At 44.6% G+C, this 15,631-nt stretch carries 14 protein-coding genes and 1 tRNA gene; 1 reads left to right on the forward strand and 14 read right to left on the reverse strand.

The features are described from left to right. Positions 1–22 precede the first annotated feature (22 nt). A complete protein-coding gene (locus tag RL70_RS09235; RefSeq protein ID WP_231567259.1) occupies positions 23–2,446 on the reverse strand; it encodes a SpoIIE family protein phosphatase in 2,424 nt (807 codons plus the stop codon). A gap of 255 nt (positions 2,447–2,701) precedes the next feature. On the opposite strand from RL70_RS09235, the gene RL70_RS09240 reads away from it, so the two are divergent. After that, positions 2,702–2,775 (forward strand) — tRNA-Met (locus RL70_RS09240). Positions 2,776–3,413: 638 nt separating this feature from the next. On the opposite strand, the gene RL70_RS09245 is transcribed toward RL70_RS09240, so the two are convergent. The 13 genes from RL70_RS09245 to RL70_RS09305 form a co-directional block, all read right to left on the reverse strand. Beyond that, positions 3,414–3,839, reverse strand: a complete 426-nt coding sequence (locus RL70_RS09245; RefSeq protein WP_039043135.1) for a S1 domain-containing RNA-binding protein — start codon at positions 3,837–3,839, stop codon at positions 3,414–3,416. Positions 3,840–3,968: 129 nt separating this feature from the next. Beyond that, positions 3,969–4,388: a septum formation initiator family protein gene (locus tag RL70_RS09250; RefSeq protein ID WP_039043136.1), complete on the reverse strand. Its 420-nt coding sequence runs from the start codon at positions 4,386–4,388 to the stop codon at positions 3,969–3,971. Between the two features lie 56 nt (positions 4,389–4,444). Beyond that, positions 4,445–4,912, reverse strand: a complete 468-nt coding sequence (yabQ, locus tag RL70_RS09255; protein WP_039043137.1) for a spore cortex biosynthesis protein YabQ — start codon at positions 4,910–4,912, stop codon at positions 4,445–4,447. Beyond that, on the reverse strand, positions 4,909–5,205 hold the full coding sequence (gene yabP / locus RL70_RS09260; RefSeq protein WP_025783713.1) for a sporulation protein YabP: 297 nt from the start codon (positions 5,203–5,205) through the stop codon (positions 4,909–4,911). The genes yabQ and yabP overlap by 4 nt, the downstream gene beginning before the upstream one ends. Positions 5,206–5,290: 85 nt before the next feature. Further along, positions 5,291–5,581: an RNA-binding S4 domain-containing protein gene (locus RL70_RS09265; RefSeq protein WP_025783712.1), complete on the reverse strand. Its 291-nt coding sequence runs from the start codon at positions 5,579–5,581 to the stop codon at positions 5,291–5,293. Between the two features lies 1 nt (position 5,582). Next, positions 5,583–7,040, reverse strand: coding sequence for a nucleoside triphosphate pyrophosphohydrolase (mazG, locus tag RL70_RS09270; RefSeq protein WP_039043138.1), 1,458 nt, complete (start codon positions 7,038–7,040; stop codon positions 5,583–5,585). 4 nt (positions 7,041–7,044) lie between these two features. Next, positions 7,045–8,640 (reverse strand): polysaccharide biosynthesis protein, encoded by a 1,596-nt coding sequence (locus RL70_RS09275; RefSeq protein ID WP_039043139.1) that lies wholly within the window; start codon positions 8,638–8,640, stop codon positions 7,045–7,047. A 123-nt stretch (positions 8,641–8,763) separates the two neighbouring features. Then, positions 8,764–9,300 carry a stage V sporulation protein T gene (gene spoVT, locus RL70_RS09280; protein WP_039043140.1) on the reverse strand — a complete coding sequence of 179 codons (537 nt, stop codon included), beginning with the start codon at positions 9,298–9,300 and terminating at the stop codon, positions 8,764–8,766. A gap of 82 nt (positions 9,301–9,382) precedes the next feature. Further along, a complete protein-coding gene (gene mfd / locus RL70_RS09285) occupies positions 9,383–12,916 on the reverse strand; it encodes a transcription-repair coupling factor (RefSeq protein ID WP_039043141.1) in 3,534 nt (1,177 codons plus the stop codon). An 81-nt stretch (positions 12,917–12,997) separates the two neighbouring features. Next, entirely contained in the window at positions 12,998–13,225 is a 228-nt protein-coding gene (locus RL70_RS09290; RefSeq protein WP_039043142.1) for an anti-sigma-F factor Fin, read from the reverse strand. A gap of 56 nt (positions 13,226–13,281) precedes the next feature. Then, a complete protein-coding gene (gene pth / locus RL70_RS09295) occupies positions 13,282–13,845 on the reverse strand; it encodes an aminoacyl-tRNA hydrolase (RefSeq protein WP_039043143.1) in 564 nt (187 codons plus the stop codon). Between the two features lie 75 nt (positions 13,846–13,920). Next, positions 13,921–14,559, reverse strand: coding sequence for a 50S ribosomal protein L25/general stress protein Ctc (locus RL70_RS09300; RefSeq protein WP_039043144.1), 639 nt, complete (start codon positions 14,557–14,559; stop codon positions 13,921–13,923). A gap of 105 nt (positions 14,560–14,664) precedes the next feature. Further along, complete coding sequence (locus RL70_RS09305; RefSeq protein ID WP_039043145.1) at positions 14,665–15,624, reverse strand: ribose-phosphate diphosphokinase; 960 nt, start codon at positions 15,622–15,624, stop codon at positions 14,665–14,667. Positions 15,625–15,631 lie beyond the last annotated feature (7 nt).

Consider the following 15,631-nt stretch of genomic DNA (forward strand, 5'->3'; position numbering starts at 1 on the left):
CCACCTCCGCCATTTTCTATCTTCATCCTACCACTTTTTGACGAAATAGTGAGGGTGTGCGTACTTTCACACTAGACCATCTTGGAACAATATGGTCTATTTTCATGACTAACACGGTACGGTCATCTGCTGTAGTTTTATATTTACGCTCCATTTCCCCCATAATTCGATCCGCTAGCGCATCACACTCGAGATTTGCATGGTGCGAAAGAGTTTGACATAACGTCTTCTCCTGCTGTTCTAATAGGACGTCCCCGTTAAACATTCCATCCGTCATCATCACAATAATATCCCCAGACTTCAACTCTTCGTTCTTTGCTTCTACTGTAAATGATGGTAGAAAACCGAATGGAACGGCTTTACTATCTACACGTAAAAACTCTTCTCCCCTTTTAATGTAGGTACTCATAGAGCCCGCTTTCCACGACCACAGTCTCCCATCCTGTAAATCGACAAGCGCCAAGTCAAGCGTCGCATACATATCATCCAAACCGTTTAACGCCATCATGTAGTGGAGGGTATGCATCGCTGTCTCAGGCCCCATTTTACGATCCAAACATTCGCGCATCAATCGGATTACTTTCTGACTTTCATAGTAGGCATTCATATCTTGTCCCATCCCATCTGATAGCAACACTGCAGTTAACCCATCATGGATCGGGAACACCTCATACGCATCACCCGCGTAAAACGATCCCCCTCCTGCGGTTGCGACAACACCATACTGCATCGAAAAACGAACTGCTGATGTAAATGTTAGCTGCAAATGGGCGAATGGCTGCTCTCGCATAAGTGCCTTTTCAACTTGGAACGGCTCCTGATACATCTCTTCAAGAATCGGTAGAATAAGCCTTTCTGCAACAGTGGTATCTGTTTCAAAGGAGGATCGTCTTTCTGGAATGGAGCACACAATGCGCATGGCTCCTTTTTCTTCAGACAAAATGTCGATTTGGAAGAAATCGATATCTTGTGCTCGTAGATTTTTCCCAAGTTCTTCTTCAGATGGGCGATAAATCGTCACATCTTCTTTAATCTCATTCATCATATTTTCTAGATGCGTACTCATATCCCGTAACTGTAAAGCGAGCATTTTTCTTCCGTGTTGCAATTGTCCCATCAGCAACCGGTCTGCACCACGCTCTTCCAATTCTTCGAGCAATCCCGTATGACGTACACACTTGTATCTAATTTTCTCTTCCACCCTATGACGCGCTGCTTTTTTCGTAGCAGAATACGTCGATTCCCACTCAGAAAGTAAATTCGGAATACTGTCATCATCTGATGCCCAGCATTTAGAGTAGCGGAAACAAGATCGACACGCACTCGGCGTTTCTTGTACCTGTTCCAATTGACGCGATTCTTGAACAGGGAACTGATCATTCACCATTGTCGACATAAAGGAGGCGAATTGTTGGAAGTCCGTGAGTTGTTCATCCAACCGTCGCGCCAACCATTGCTGACGTTTTTCTGATAAATCCTGTTGCTCTGGAACGAGTACTTCGCGGACGGAGGCGAGTCGTTTCGACGGAATAAGAAGAAATAGGAGCGTCGCGGCACCTATTGTCGCAAAATGTGTTTCATCAAGAGGCAACGTCAAGTCATATAATAGGAAGAAGACAGATGCAAAGATGCCTCCCGTTGCGACACCTAGCTTTCCGAATCCCTTCATAGAACCAGCTGCGAATCCAGTCATTCCGTAAACCGTCATCATTCCGGTGAACGACAGTTCTGCCATCCCTGTAATCGCGGCAATCAGCATGGCGATTGTCGTTGAAAATAACACGCCGCCAGCAAGAGCCGCAATCAAAATAGCTGTATACAGTAACAACCCCGGGACTGAAATATACCCAATAATCAGATTGTTCATGCCTGTTGTTGCCATAGCAGCTACGATACACGCTGCCCCGAGTTGTTCTGCTCGCCATGGCGTATACAGCAACTTATCCACTTGCGGAAATGCGATGAAAAGAAAGACTGTCATAAGTAAGGCAAGCAATGCTTCAAATCCAATCGCAACCTGTACGGTGAGCGGTGGTTGTCCTGCATACATAATCAATTGCCAAAACACTTGTGTGAAAATAACGGTACCTGCGACAGTAAGCGGTATGGACTTTCTCGTAAACGGATGTCGAATGACCAAGTTAAATAAAAGCAATTGCAAAATGAAAATAATAGATTGTCCCAAACCGACGAACAAACTTCCACTGATTCCCCCGATGAATACAGGTAACATATACTTAGGATAGCGCATCGTTGCTAGGGCCCAAACAGGTAAGAAAAATGGTACCGCCGCGTCAAACAACACGGCTTGTGATAGAAAGAACGATCCAATCGTGAATAGAAACGTTGTCAGCAAGTGGACTTTCCGTTGTAAGATTGACCCTACTACACCTTGAACTTGTTGCCACAGTGATCTCTCTGTATTACTACTGATCATCTTCATCATCTCATTCCCCCTATGACCTATTGCCGTTAGTATACAGGCCCGTTGTCTAATAATTTGTCTGTTTCTGACACCTGGTCCTAAAAACATTTCGACGGTTTACGGGGATGTTTTCAATAGGGAAAGATCAGTAAGTGGACGATGATGACTACGAGCAACTTTCTATGCCACACAAAGTTTTTAGAAACCGTTGACAGATTGAAAAATAATCTGTATGATGAATAAGGTCGTGAACAACATGTTGACGCACCCTAATACGGCGGCGTAGCTCAGCTGGCTAGAGCGTACGGTTCATACCCGTGAGGTCGGGGGTTCGATCCCCTCTGCCGCCATAAAAATGTTTTGGAAAGGACTTGTCCACTTGGACAAGTCCTTTTTTGTGCTTACGGATCCTGGTATTGCGAGGGATGATCATATATCTGGGAATGTGATCATAAACTTTGGATTCCGCTCATAACTCTTGAATTGTGATCATAAACTCTGCATTCCGCTCATAACTCTCGATTTGTGATCATAAACTCTGCTTTCCGCTCATAAACCTCGATTTGTGATCATAAAATCTATCTTCCGCTCACAAAGAGAACTCCATCACTCACCAGTTAACTTTCTCCTTCAGTCGTGAGGTATTGCCCGACACTGAGAACAATTTGTTCATCAGAGAGGAAAGTTTCTCAATCACATCTATGAATTTCTCCGACACAACGTGGAATTTCTCGAAAACGGGACACAATTCAACCGATTTAGGACATTAATTGGTAGCGCTTCGCTTGTTTTTCGAGAAGTCTCCTTTGCACTAACAATCGAATCCGATCAGAACTGGATCCTCCATCAAATCCAGCAGTTTTCTCATTTTAACCCAACAAAAAAAGCTGAGTGCACGCAACGCGCATCCTCAGCTTTCATCTATAAGACATTTTTTCCTGCATTGAAACAGCTCAAAAGGGTCGTTTCCAACCGTTCTAAAGCACTTTTAGCCTCTGCGTGCTCCGCGTCCTCCGCGTTTCGACTCAGTTGCTCGCTTAAGTGTTGTTAGATTTTCTTCGCTTTCCTTCATGAATTTCGCCATTTTCGTCTCGAAATTCTCTGGACGCTCAGGAGGACGTCCCCCTCCCTGACGAGGGCGTGACGGTCGCTGCGGGCGCTGCGGCCGTTGTTCCGATTCCGGTTTTGCTTTCCGGATCGACAAACCAATCTTGCCATCAGAACCGACGTTCATGACTTTCACTTCAACCATGTCGCCGACTTTTAAATGGTCATTAATATCTTTGACGTAGTTGTCTGCCACTTCACTGATGTGGACGAGTCCTGTTACGCCGGTCGGCAATTCAACGAATGCCCCAAAATTTGTAATCCCTGTCACTTTACCCTCTAGCTTGCTGCCTACTTCAATTGACATAAAAAAAATGCTCCTCCTTAGAATTTAAGCGGGCTCCTGTTTCAGAAGCCTAGCAACCGTTTTTACGGGTCTTGCCTGCGCAAGATTCCTACTTTCATTATATCCAACAAAAAAAGAGTGTCAATAAGACTACTCTTTTCCGTCGTCTTTTTTGTTTAATTTTTTCTTCCCTTCTGGAAGAGAGAAGATGATTTCATCCTTGTTCGATACAAAGTATTCCTTACGTGCAAGCTTTGCAATGTACTCTTCGTCATCCAGTTTCAACAACTGCTTCTTGAGTTGTTCTTGCTCACTAGTTTTTACAGCTAGCTGTTCAACCAGTTCCTGTTTTTCTTGTTGTTTTGAGGCCAACATCTTTTTCTGTTGGTGATTGTAGCTCGCAATGCCTCCGAATGTGACTACGACAATCATTGCAAAAATGAGCAGCTTCACTTTAAGCCGCTTCTTTTGCTTGCGTCGCCAGTCCTCTTTTCGTTGCATGGAGCGGACATATTCAGTTTCAATCGATGCAACCGATGAGGAAGTGAACTTCCTACCCTTTTGCTCCATCTCCTGCACATCCCCTCAATTACAATTTTACAGATATCATAATTATCTAGTATACGTTACTTTGGCTTTTTTTTGAAGTGATATCTGAAAAATCTATGATAGATGAATCGAAAGGGCTGTGACAGAAGCAAAATAATTGCACGAATCACTCGCAATACATATCTGATGAACCAGAAAATCAATCGAAAAACCATTAGGACTGGCCGAATGAGCAAGGCAATAATAATTCTCCCAAGGAGTCTAAAAGGTTTGTGGAATACTGTTGCATACAACAACAATCCCGACAGCTGGGCGAGCGGGTCGTACATCCGCCACGCCCCATCTCGAAAGACGAACAACACAGCAAATGCGAAGCATCCGGCAAGTAACCACCCAATTGTTTCAAGCCAAATGGCTCTTCTGCGAATAATGGACGCTTTCCCTGTATTGGCAATACCCGTTCCAAGCATATCCATGAATGCACCTGCAATGATTCCTGTTCCAATCATTGCAAGTAAGCTCACAAACTGCGCGGATATGCTCATCCGAACAATTTATGGAGGAAATTACGTGAACCAGTCTCTTCTTCATCGTACTGAAGCGTGGCAACAGAGCCTTCGAGTGTGAGAAGTCCCTTGTCCACATCCAAGTGAACGATGCGTAATTCTTCTCCTTTAATGGTAAGCATCCCTTGCGATGTGCGGACTAAGAACTCTTCCTGGTCAAACCGGTCAATCGTTTTAACAGATGTAAGATCCATTCGTTTACGGTTCCGCATGGTCACAACGTGATCACCGGATGGAATTGTGTAAGCTGGGCTTTCAGTTTGAGTTTGCATAGTCTGTCCCCCTGTCTGATTTGTACACTGCCATCCTATGCACGTACAACAAAAAACATGACAGGAAGTTTCCTGTCATGTCCAATTAGTCTTCGTCATCCACGAACTCCGGATCGACTTTTTCAAGTTTTTCTTCTTTCACAATCGTATACATCATCGCCGCATCTTCTTTTTTCGTAGATGCCTTCAACTCGTTTACCTTAACTGTAACGATCTTTTGGCCGAAGCGAATCGCAAGTTCATTCCCCGGTGCAACGTCCGACGATGCTTTCGCTACTTTTCCATCAATTGTAATCCTACCTTGGTCAGCTACTTGTTTCGCAAGAGTTCTACGTTTGATTAACCTTGACACCTTTAGAAATTTATCGAGTCTCATTCTAGTTTCCCCCTAATCGTTTTGCTTGTTGCCAAAATTCTTCAAGTTCATCCACCGTATAATCTTCAAACGACCCACGACCTGCAGCTACAGAACGTTCAATATAAGAAAAACGATTATTAAATTTCTGATTGGCGTGTTGCATCGCTTCTTCTGGAGACAACTTTAAGAATCGTGCGATGTTCACAAGTGTGAAAAAGACATCCCCTAGCTCGTCTGTCCGCGAGTCCTGAGTTCCGCCTACCACTTCGTCTTTGAATTCTTGCCATTCCTCTTCAAACTTATCGAATGCACCAGCAACGTCCGGCCAGTCAAATCCGACTCGCGCAGCGGCTTTCTGGTAGTTGAAAGACGTTAGTAGAGAAGAACTGGACAACGTTTGTCCGTCTAGCAATGAATTCTTCTTCGGTTTCTCTTCACTCTTAATGTCTTGCCAGTTTTTCAAGACCTCATCAGAATCCGCCACTTCAATTTCTCCGAAGACGTGCGGATGTCTGCGAATCATCTTATCGCCAACCGCCTGCAAAATGTCCTCCATCGTGAAGTATCCATCATCCTCGCCGATTTGGGCATGCAAGAATACTTGCAGCAAAACATCCCCTAATTCTTCAATTAGGTCGTTATCATCTTCACGGTCGATCGCATCCAACACTTCATGTGCCTCTTCAATCATGAATCGCTTCAACGATTCATGTGTCTGCTCGCGATCCCAAGGACATCCTTCAGGACTCCGTAGTTTTGCAATAATCTCGCGGAATGTCTGCCATTCTTTCAAACGATCCGTCTGTTCAACAACAGGCGGCACGTAAACGGTCGTTAAATTATCGATACGTGTTTCTCGGTCTAGTTCAACTAGAGGAACGGTACGCACTTCTTCAGCAGACGTCCCTGCAGCTGTCACAATCGTGACGGGGTGGTCAACTCCATACTTTTCAAGCAGCGTTAATTTTACATCAGAAGCAACAAACGCATCATACACTTGGCCGATCAGCACGTGCTGACGCATCTGCACATCGTCTTGACGTAATTCTGTGCCGTCTACTAACTGAAATCCTTCAATCGGATCAATTCGAAGCGCAGCAAATATTGGATCTAGGAAGCTATTCCCTCCTGCAATGTCGAGTACAGCCTGTCCCGCTTTTTCCTGCTCAATGAGCAATTGAACCGTACGCTCCGCAACAAGCGGATGACCGGGCACTGCGTAAGTGACTGGCTTCTCTTTTGCCATCACTAGTAACTTCGCAACGATTTCATCATAAACGGCTTCAAACGCATCTTGGGACTCATACACACTGTCAAAACTCGTCATTTGTACGCCTTCTGCCTTCAATTCGTCCACAGCTGGATGCTGATCTGTACGAACAATGAGTGTCTGTGCAGCCTTTAGTTTCCGATAAACTCCCACAGACAGCTGATCCAGTTCACCTGAACCAAGTCCTACAATCGTAATTGGATACATGCCTTCACCTTCTCTTTTTCGTCAATAATAATTGCACTCGTGCCAATCGCTTTCCGAACGGCAGTAAGTACCAGTCCTTTTCTGCGAGGACACGAGACTTCATAATGATTATAAGGAACACCGTCGCCCCTAGCACCACTGCAGGAAATGCAGACTGTGCTGCAGCTAGCCTCGCGCTTTCACCTAGAGTGAAAGTGCTACTAATCCATAACCACAACTCAACCACACCAACCATGGCTATCGTTGCAAGTGAAATCCAGCCGTAAAAACGTCCAGGGGCTAGCCGCTCTGGCCACATGCGCTTAAAGTAGACGAGCAACCCTGCTGCAGTCACAGCAAATCCAATGTTTCCAGCGAATGCAGCCCCCGTTATTCCATATAAGGGAACGAGCAGAACGTTCGCGACGATTTTCATAGCAAGCCCAACAAGTAGTAACCCTGCTGGTACTTTTCCTAAACCCGCCCCTTGCAAGATTGCACATAACGGCAACACAAGCGACAGCCAGAATATCTGTACACAAAACACAGCAAGTGCAAATGATCCTTCGCTCGTTTCAAATAGCAACACGTTTACTTGCGGTAACAGAGCTGCGAGTCCTACTGCCGCTGCCCACCCAAACAAAATTGCTACACGGAAGGTCAAACGAACAAATGGCCATGCGCTTCGTCCGCCAGACATCGTTGTATGGTGTGAAATGAGCGGAACAATTGCCATTGCTAGCGTTGTAGCAATGAGGCTACCGAGCTGAACGAGGGGTTGCCCACGATCGTACACACCTTTTACTGTCATAGCAGCTTCTTCTTGAACACCATGATTTGTCAATAAATTCAAAATTGTAAACGCATCCGCCATCTGATACAGCAGTAAAATAAGTGAGCTTGCACTGACACTTAAGCTGATCAGCGTGAGCTCTTTTATTACTTTTCGCTTATCAATAGGAAATGCGATAGCCGGCGCCTTCACCGACTTGCGGCTCCATAAAAAAAGCAGTACAACCCCAGCTGTTTGACCGATGACCGCTCCCCAAACGGCTATCGTCCCAGTTTCGTATAGCGATGCGCCTGATTGAACTGCCATCCATGTGCCGATAAGAATAATCGCAACACGGATTCCTTGCTCCCCGACACCAGACACTGCTATAGGTACCATTTCTCCACGGGATTGAAAGGTTCCTTTATATATCGCTAGAAACGGCATAATAAGCAGTACATATGCGCCAGTTTGTAACAGAGGTGCTAACTCAGGATCCCCCATCAAAGAGGCTATCCAGGACGCGCCCGCAAGCAGAGTGATGAAAGCGACGATACTCAACACGCCTAAATATACAAAAGATAACTTTAAAATGGCACGTCGTTCTTCTGGAAGTTGAGTACTCGCCAGTAACTTGGAGATTGCAACTGCTGCTCCATACGTTGTCCAGATGATGAATATCCCGATAAAAGGATACACTTGTTGGTAAATATAAAATCCCTTGTCCCCGACCAGGTTTTGAAAAGGTACGCGATAGACAGCCCCAAGTAGTTTCACAATCAGTGCAGATATTGTTAAAATCGAGGCACCTTTCATGAATGTTTTCATATTCCATTCCGATGCTGCCATACTGAATCCTCTTTCGTCTTGTAGATGGTGTCCATTATACCATTCGAAGCTTGAAACGACAGCATGACAAGATACGCACAAAAAAACCTGCACATCCCGATGTACTCAGGTTGTGCAGGTGCATTATTGTTCCATTTGCTTCGATAAAAACAGAGCTGCCGTTTCAGCAGTTTTCTGTTCCGCTTCACCAATGAAATGGACTTTCGAGAGAAGGTAAATGGCCCCAATCGTATCGCCGTTTACGACAATGGGAGTCACACAATACGATTTTACCTGTTCGGTTTGTCCAGGTACCCATTCAACGGTCTTCTCCATCTTTTCAGTGATCATTGTACGCTTAGTTAACATTTCTTCTGCATCGGCGGAGATTTGCCGATTCATGTATTCTTTTTTCGCAAGCCCCGCTACAGCAATTACTTCATCCCGATCACTGATGAGTGTGGGAGTCCCAAGTGTTTGATATAGGGTTTCTGCATATTCTACTGCAAACTGGCCGAGCTCTGAAATCGGGGAATACTTCTTTAAAATGACTTCCCCATCACGGTCTGTAAAAATTTCGAGTGGATCTCCTTCTCGTATCCGAAGTGTTCGTCTAATCTCTTTCGGGATGACCACTCTTCCTAAGTCATCGATTCTGCGGACGATACCGGTTGCCTTCATGCATGATGCCTCACTTTCCATATGAAATCCGCGCTACGGTTTCAGTATGGTTCATACATGGGCATTTTATGCAGGGGTGGCTCTATTCGGCATCAACTTCAGTTGTTTCCTTCGATGCATCTTGTAAAAGTTGCATAATTGCTTCCAATATATCGAACTCCGTGTGCTGTCCTAATCGTCGATCATCGACTGTAATGAGCAAAGTTCCATTATCCATTGTGAAACCGACAGCTCGACCGTAATTGAGCGTCTCCGAAACAAGTTTGGCTCCATCTATTTTTGCGGTTCCTTCAGATGAAAAGCGAATTTCAATCATAGTTTGTCGTTTTTTGATCGACACCACTCCTGCTGCTTTCCCCCATGCCTTGAAACGACCAACACGAAGCAATAATTCGGCTTCAAATGGCAGATCTCCGAAACGATCCGTCATTTCATCCCACAACTCATTAAAGTCTTCTTCCACCTCAATTGCTTTGACACGTTTATACATTTGGATTTTCTGATAGCCATCCTTAATATACGTATCCGGTAGATAGGCGTTGATTGGGAGCGATATCTCTAGATCAGGACGATCCTCTTTGGAGATACCCGTTTGTTTCTCCTCAACCGCGTCTTGAAGCATTTGCGAGTACAAGTCAAATCCGACAGAGTCGATGAATCCGTGTTGCTGGGAGCCAAGTAAGTTACCCGCTCCTCGAATAGACAAATCACGCATTGCAATTTTAAAACCAGACCCTAGTTCCGTAAACTCTTTAATCGCTTGAAGGCGGTTTTCAGCAACTTCCGTTAGGACTTTGTCACGCTCATATAGGAAATACGCATACGCTACCCGATTCGAACGTCCAACTCGCCCTCTTAGCTGATACAACTGTGACAATCCCATTCGATCTGCGTTATGAACGAGTAACGTATTGACGTTCGGGATATCGATTCCCGTTTCAATAATCGTTGTGGTAACGAGAACGTCGTATTCCCCCTCCAAGAAACTAAGAATGACTTCTTCTAACGCCGCTTCCCCCATTTGACCATGAGCAAATCCAACGCGCGCTTCAGGGACAAGTTGACGGATTTCATCGACCTTCTTCGCCATATCCTCCACACGGTTATACAAATAGAATACCTGTCCCCCTCGAGACATCTCACGTTCTATCGCTTCACGTGTTAACGCAAGGTTATTTTCCATGACATACGTCTGAACTGGAAAACGATTTGCAGGTGGGGTTTCGATAATGGACAAATCTCGGACCCCAATCATCGACATATGCAACGTCCGTGGAATAGGAGTTGCAGTTAGCGTTAAGACATCAACATTCGTCTTTAACTGTTTCAGTTTTTCTTTATGCGTAACACCGAACCGCTGCTCTTCATCAACAATCAGCAGTCCTAGGTCTTGATAGGCCACGTCTTTAGAAAGTAGTCGGTGGGTTCCAACTACTACGTCGATTGTTCCATTTTTAAGTCCTTTTTTCGTTTCGGTTTGTTGTTTCTTGGAACGAAAGCGATTTAACAACGATACTTCTAGCGGGAAATCTGCAAATCTGGCCTTCATAGTCTCGTAGTGTTGCTGCGCTAAGATAGTCGTCGGTACAAGAAAGGCAACTTGTTTGCCGTCTGATACTGCTTTGAAAGCAGCACGAATTGCAACTTCCGTCTTGCCATATCCTACATCTCCACATAATAACCGATCCATCGGGCGCTCTTTTTCCATATCTTTCTTCACTTCAACAATCGAGCGAAGTTGATCTTCGGTTTCGTCATAAGGAAAAGCATTTTCAAACGACCGTTGAAGGTCATCGTCCTCTGAAAACGCGTATCCTTTTTGTGCTTCACGTTCGGCATAGAGCTTAATGAGATCATCCGCAATATCTTTAACTGCGGCAGTGACTTTCGTTTTCGTCTTTTTCCATTCTGCTCCGCCTAGTTTATGGAGTTTCGGTTCCTTATCACCGGAAGCAACATACTTTTGGATTAAGTCAATTTGATCGGCAGGGACAAACAACTTGTCTTCTCCACGGTACCGAATATCGAGGTAGTCTTTACTGATCCCACTGACTTCCAGTGTGACGACTCCATAATACTTACCAATACCATGATTGACGTGAACGATGTAATCGCCAGGTTGGATTTCGGAATAATTTTTAATACGCTCTGCATTCGATGCTTTTTGTGGACGTGTTTTCCGTTTAGGTTTCCCTTTAAATAGCTCCCCGTCCGTAAGAACCACAAGGCGATGCAACGGAAGTTCAAAGCCCGCATGCAGACTTCCATCCAGAACAGTGATCATTCCTTCTTTTGTCGCAACCCCGTTCTCTGTCGCATCTATATCGTAATCGCTCAATATTGAGTGGACCTGATCGACACGTTCCTTCCCTTCAGCAAGGATGAAAACATTGAACTGATTTTGCTGCCAACGTTCCATTTCCGATTTTAACAAATTCATTTGACCATGAAATTGCTGCATCGGTTTACACGAATAGGAAATGATTTCTTTCACCGTAATTCCAGGCAGACTTCTTGTAAATAGAGACATGTATATAGTTTTTGTGTTCAGCGCTGCATGGGCTTCGATGAATGATACCGAGAGTTTAGCATCATGAACGATTTTTCCTTCTTCCAACAGAGACATGCGCCATTCTTCTTCATCTTTTTCAAGAGTTGCAGCTGTTTCTTGTATGCGATTGATTTCATCAAATATGACAAGCGCATTTTCAGGCAGATAACTCCCAAGTTCCGCTACTTGGTCTCCCGCAAAACCAGCATACTTTACCATATTCTCCGGCTGAACTCCGGCTCTCATCAGTTCTATATCTCCTGAGATAGATAGCAGTAAGTTCTCTTTTACATGTTCATCTTTTACTTTCTTCAAGCTTTTTGAAAGAGCTCCCTCAAGCTTGTCTGCAATCTGCTTGAGATCCTCTTCAGACCAGGTGAACTCGGTTGCAGGTAAGAGAGTCACTTGGTCTAGTTTTCCTGTCGAGCGCTGATCTTCAGCTGAAAACGTACGAATAGAATCGATATCCGTATCAAATAACTCTATCCGTACAGGGTCTTCCGTAGTGAGTGGGTAGACGTCTAAAATACCGCCACGGAGGGCAAATTCACCCGGCGCCGTGACCATATCTTGTCGGGAGTATCCCATACTTATCAAGCGCCGGAGCCATTCCTCTGTTTGAATCGAATCACCGATTGCTGCAGATAACGTGCTGCTTTCCCACCGTTCCTTGGAAGGAACAATTTTTTTCAGACCCGCTACAGGTGTGATATAAATGCCTTCACGGTGTTTTGCCAAATGATTGAGTGTGTCAATTCGTCCCGCACGCAGTTCAAAGCTGGCAAAAGCAAAGTCAGCGGCAACTAGCTCTTCTGCGGGATATAAATGGACTTGGGTTTCGCCCAACAGCTTGACAAGGTCTTCATATGTACGCTGTGCCTGCAACATATTCGGCGAGACGATGAGCATTGGACGGCTCGTATCTTTTTGTAGTGCTTTGAATAGAAGCGTTTTTGCACCGCCCGTCAACCCAGTCAGCAATTGACGATCTCGTCCTTGTTTCAGTTCGCTCGTCAATCGCTCAATTCCCGAAGTCGTTTCGTAATAGTTTACTAGTGAATCCATTCGAATCCGTCCCTTTCTCCCTGAAATGCATAAGCACAAAAAGCTTTGCACACCCTCGAAGAGGTGCCAAAGCCCGGCTTCTTATTGAAGCCATTTTTCAACTGTATAATACTCTGGAGTCGCATGCATCACACGCTCACACTGTTCGCAAATACAACGAACTTCAAGCCCGCCATGATGAGATACTTCGACAAAGCGCTCCTCGTTCGTTTCATCAGCCTTCAATAAGTCTCGGATCGTTTCCTCGACGGACGCGAACGGAATCGAGCCGATTTCCGTTTGGCAATGTTTACAACGATAAGAAATCACCCAGTAGACCGCCTCTCTTTTTGTACAAGTATAGGCATGGATGGAATGACTTATGCTTAAGCTCCATTATATTCGTTCATTATTTCAAGAAACGGGCGATCTAACCACGCACGACAAGCGGATGCGCTTCTCACCACAGCCTCCTGAATGAGCGGCTGTTCGTCTTTGCTAAATGCACTTAGTACATAATCTGCGACACTGATAGGTCCATCAGGTCTGCCGACACCGACACGGATTCGATTGAATTCGTTTGTTCCTATATGGGCAATCAAAGATTTCATACCGTTATGTCCACCCGCACCACCCTTCGCACGAAGACGTAACTTTCCAGGCGCCAGGTCTAGATCATCATAAATGACGACAATCTCGTCATCATCTATTTCGTAATAGTCCATAAGAGGGCGTACGCATTCACCGGATAGGTTCATATACGTCAATGGTTTTACGAGCATGACTTTTTCCGATCCCACATGAACTGTAGTGATCATTCCATTGAATTTTGTTTGCATAGCAGGTGCATTTAATTGCTCTGCCAATAAATCGATTGCTTGAAATCCAACGTTATGGCGGGTCGACGCATATTGTTTGCCCGGATTTCCGAGTCCAATTATCATTTTCATCTAATTACTCACTTTCTTTAGAAAAAATCGACAAACGAAAAAACAAGCGCACGGGTTGCCGTGCGCTCTTGGTGATTATTTTTGGTCTTCATCCTTCTCGTTTACAACTTCAGGTTCTGCAGTTTCGCTAGCAGTATCTTCATCGAGCGCTTCTAGTTCTTCAGCTGTCCGTGGAGCAGAAATGAGAACGACTGTTTCTTCGTCTTCGTTAAGGATTTCAAAATTCGAGCCTGCACGTAAGTCTGAAATTTGAATAGCTTCACCGATATCCAATTTAGATACATCCACATCTATGTGCTCTGGAATATCAGAAGGCTTCGCTTTCACTTTCACTTCCCAAAGTGGCTGCTGAACAACGCCGCCTGCTTTTTCACCAACAGACTCTCCTGAGAGGTGAATTGTAACGTCTACTTCAAGTTCTTCAGACATGTTGATTGCCAAGAAGTCAGCATGTTCGACTTTCCCTGTTAATGCGTCTGCCTGAAAGTCACTTAAGATGACGTCTACTTTCTTCCCATCAACGTCTAATTTGAACGCTCCATTACGACCATGTTCTTGAATCGTTTTAATGAGGTCTCGTTCTTCAACAGTGATTGAAGTTGACTCTGTTTTAAAACCGTATACGACAGAAGGAACTTTTCCTTCATGACGTAATTGACGCAATGCTGATTGTGGTGCAGATTCTCGTTTTTTTGACTGTAATGCTGTACTCATATGTTTAATCCCCTTTGTATATAAAAGTTTTCTTACATAGTAAATACCCGTTACAAGACGTTCCAAAACATTTCATGCACGTTCACAGTTAGCTATGTTGTCGGCTTAGTCGAATAGAGTGCTGACCGACTTCTCTTCAAAGACACGTACAATTGCATCAGCCATAAGTTTTGCAACAGATAGTTGCTTGATTTTTGGTGAGTTCTTGTCTTCTGGAAGTTCAATCGTATTTGTAATGACTAGTTCTTTAATCTTTGAGTCATTAATGCGTTGAATAGCAGGTCCTGACAACACTGGGTGTGTACAACATGCATATACTTCTTTAGCTCCGCTTTCAATAATTGCATTTGCACCTGCAGTGATTGTACCCGCTGTGTCAATGATATCATCGATCAGGATTGCAATTTTACCATCTACTTGCCCAACAATGTTCATCACTTCACTGACATTCGGCTTTGGTCGGCGTTTGTCGATAATTGCAATTGGAGCTTTCAAACGGTCTGCCATTTTACGAGCTCGTGTTACTCCTCCATGATCTGGCGAAACGATCACGATATCGTCACCCTTGAATCCCTGGTTTTTGAAGTAATCTGATAGCAAAGGTACTGCAACCAAATGATCAATAGGAATATCGAAGAATCCTTGAATCTGTGGTGCATGAAGGTCCATTGCAATTACGCGATCTGCTCCAGCTTTTTCAAGCAAGTTTGCAACAAGTTTCGCTGTAATCGGCTCACGTGAACGAGCTTTACGATCCTGACGTGCGTAACCATAGTAGGGCATAACAACGTTAATCGTCCGGGCAGATGCTCGACGCAATGCGTCAATCATAATAAGGAGCTCCATTAAGTTGTCATTTACAGGATACGATGTCGATTGAATTACGAAAACATCACAGCCCCGGATGCTTTCTTCGATATTAATTTGAACTTCTCCATCACTGAAACGCTTTACAGAGCATTCGCCGAGTGGTCGTCCAATTACATCAGCTACCTCTTTCGCTAAAGGTTCGTTTGCGTTCAACGTAAAAAGTTTCAGTTTGTGATTCGGATATTCATTGCCCATGATGGAC

The organism is Sporosarcina sp. ZBG7A, assembly GCF_000813425.1.
In the GTDB taxonomy this organism is placed as follows: domain Bacteria; phylum Bacillota; class Bacilli; order Bacillales_A; family Planococcaceae; genus Sporosarcina.

What these genes read in the sequence shown, in the direction of transcription:
- RL70_RS09235 (WP_231567259.1), bottom strand. Translation starts at nt 2,446, where the DNA reads ATGATGAAGATGATCAGTAGTAATACAGAGAGATCACTGTGGCAACAA.
- RL70_RS09245 (WP_039043135.1), bottom strand. Translation starts at nt 3,839, where the DNA reads ATGTCAATTGAAGTAGGCAGCAAGCTAGAGGGTAAAGTGACAGGGATT.
- RL70_RS09250 (WP_039043136.1), bottom strand. Translation starts at nt 4,388, where the DNA reads ATGGAGCAAAAGGGTAGGAAGTTCACTTCCTCATCGGTTGCATCGATT.
- yabQ (WP_039043137.1), bottom strand. Translation starts at nt 4,912, where the DNA reads ATGAGCATATCCGCGCAGTTTGTGAGCTTACTTGCAATGATTGGAACA.
- yabP (WP_025783713.1), bottom strand. Translation starts at nt 5,205, where the DNA reads ATGCAAACTCAAACTGAAAGCCCAGCTTACACAATTCCATCCGGTGAT.
- RL70_RS09265 (WP_025783712.1), bottom strand. Translation starts at nt 5,581, where the DNA reads ATGAGACTCGATAAATTTCTAAAGGTGTCAAGGTTAATCAAACGTAGA.
- mazG (WP_039043138.1), bottom strand. Translation starts at nt 7,040, where the DNA reads ATGTATCCAATTACGATTGTAGGACTTGGTTCAGGTGAACTGGATCAG.
- RL70_RS09275 (WP_039043139.1), bottom strand. Translation starts at nt 8,640, where the DNA reads ATGGCAGCATCGGAATGGAATATGAAAACATTCATGAAAGGTGCCTCG.
- spoVT (WP_039043140.1), bottom strand. Translation starts at nt 9,300, where the DNA reads ATGAAGGCAACCGGTATCGTCCGCAGAATCGATGACTTAGGAAGAGTG.
- mfd (WP_039043141.1), bottom strand. Translation starts at nt 12,916, where the DNA reads ATGGATTCACTAGTAAACTATTACGAAACGACTTCGGGAATTGAGCGA.
- pth (WP_039043143.1), bottom strand. Translation starts at nt 13,845, where the DNA reads ATGAAAATGATAATTGGACTCGGAAATCCGGGCAAACAATATGCGTCG.
- RL70_RS09300 (WP_039043144.1), bottom strand. Translation starts at nt 14,559, where the DNA reads ATGAGTACAGCATTACAGTCAAAAAAACGAGAATCTGCACCACAATCA.
- RL70_RS09305 (WP_039043145.1), bottom strand. Translation starts at nt 15,624, where the DNA reads ATGGGCAATGAATATCCGAATCACAAACTGAAACTTTTTACGTTGAAC.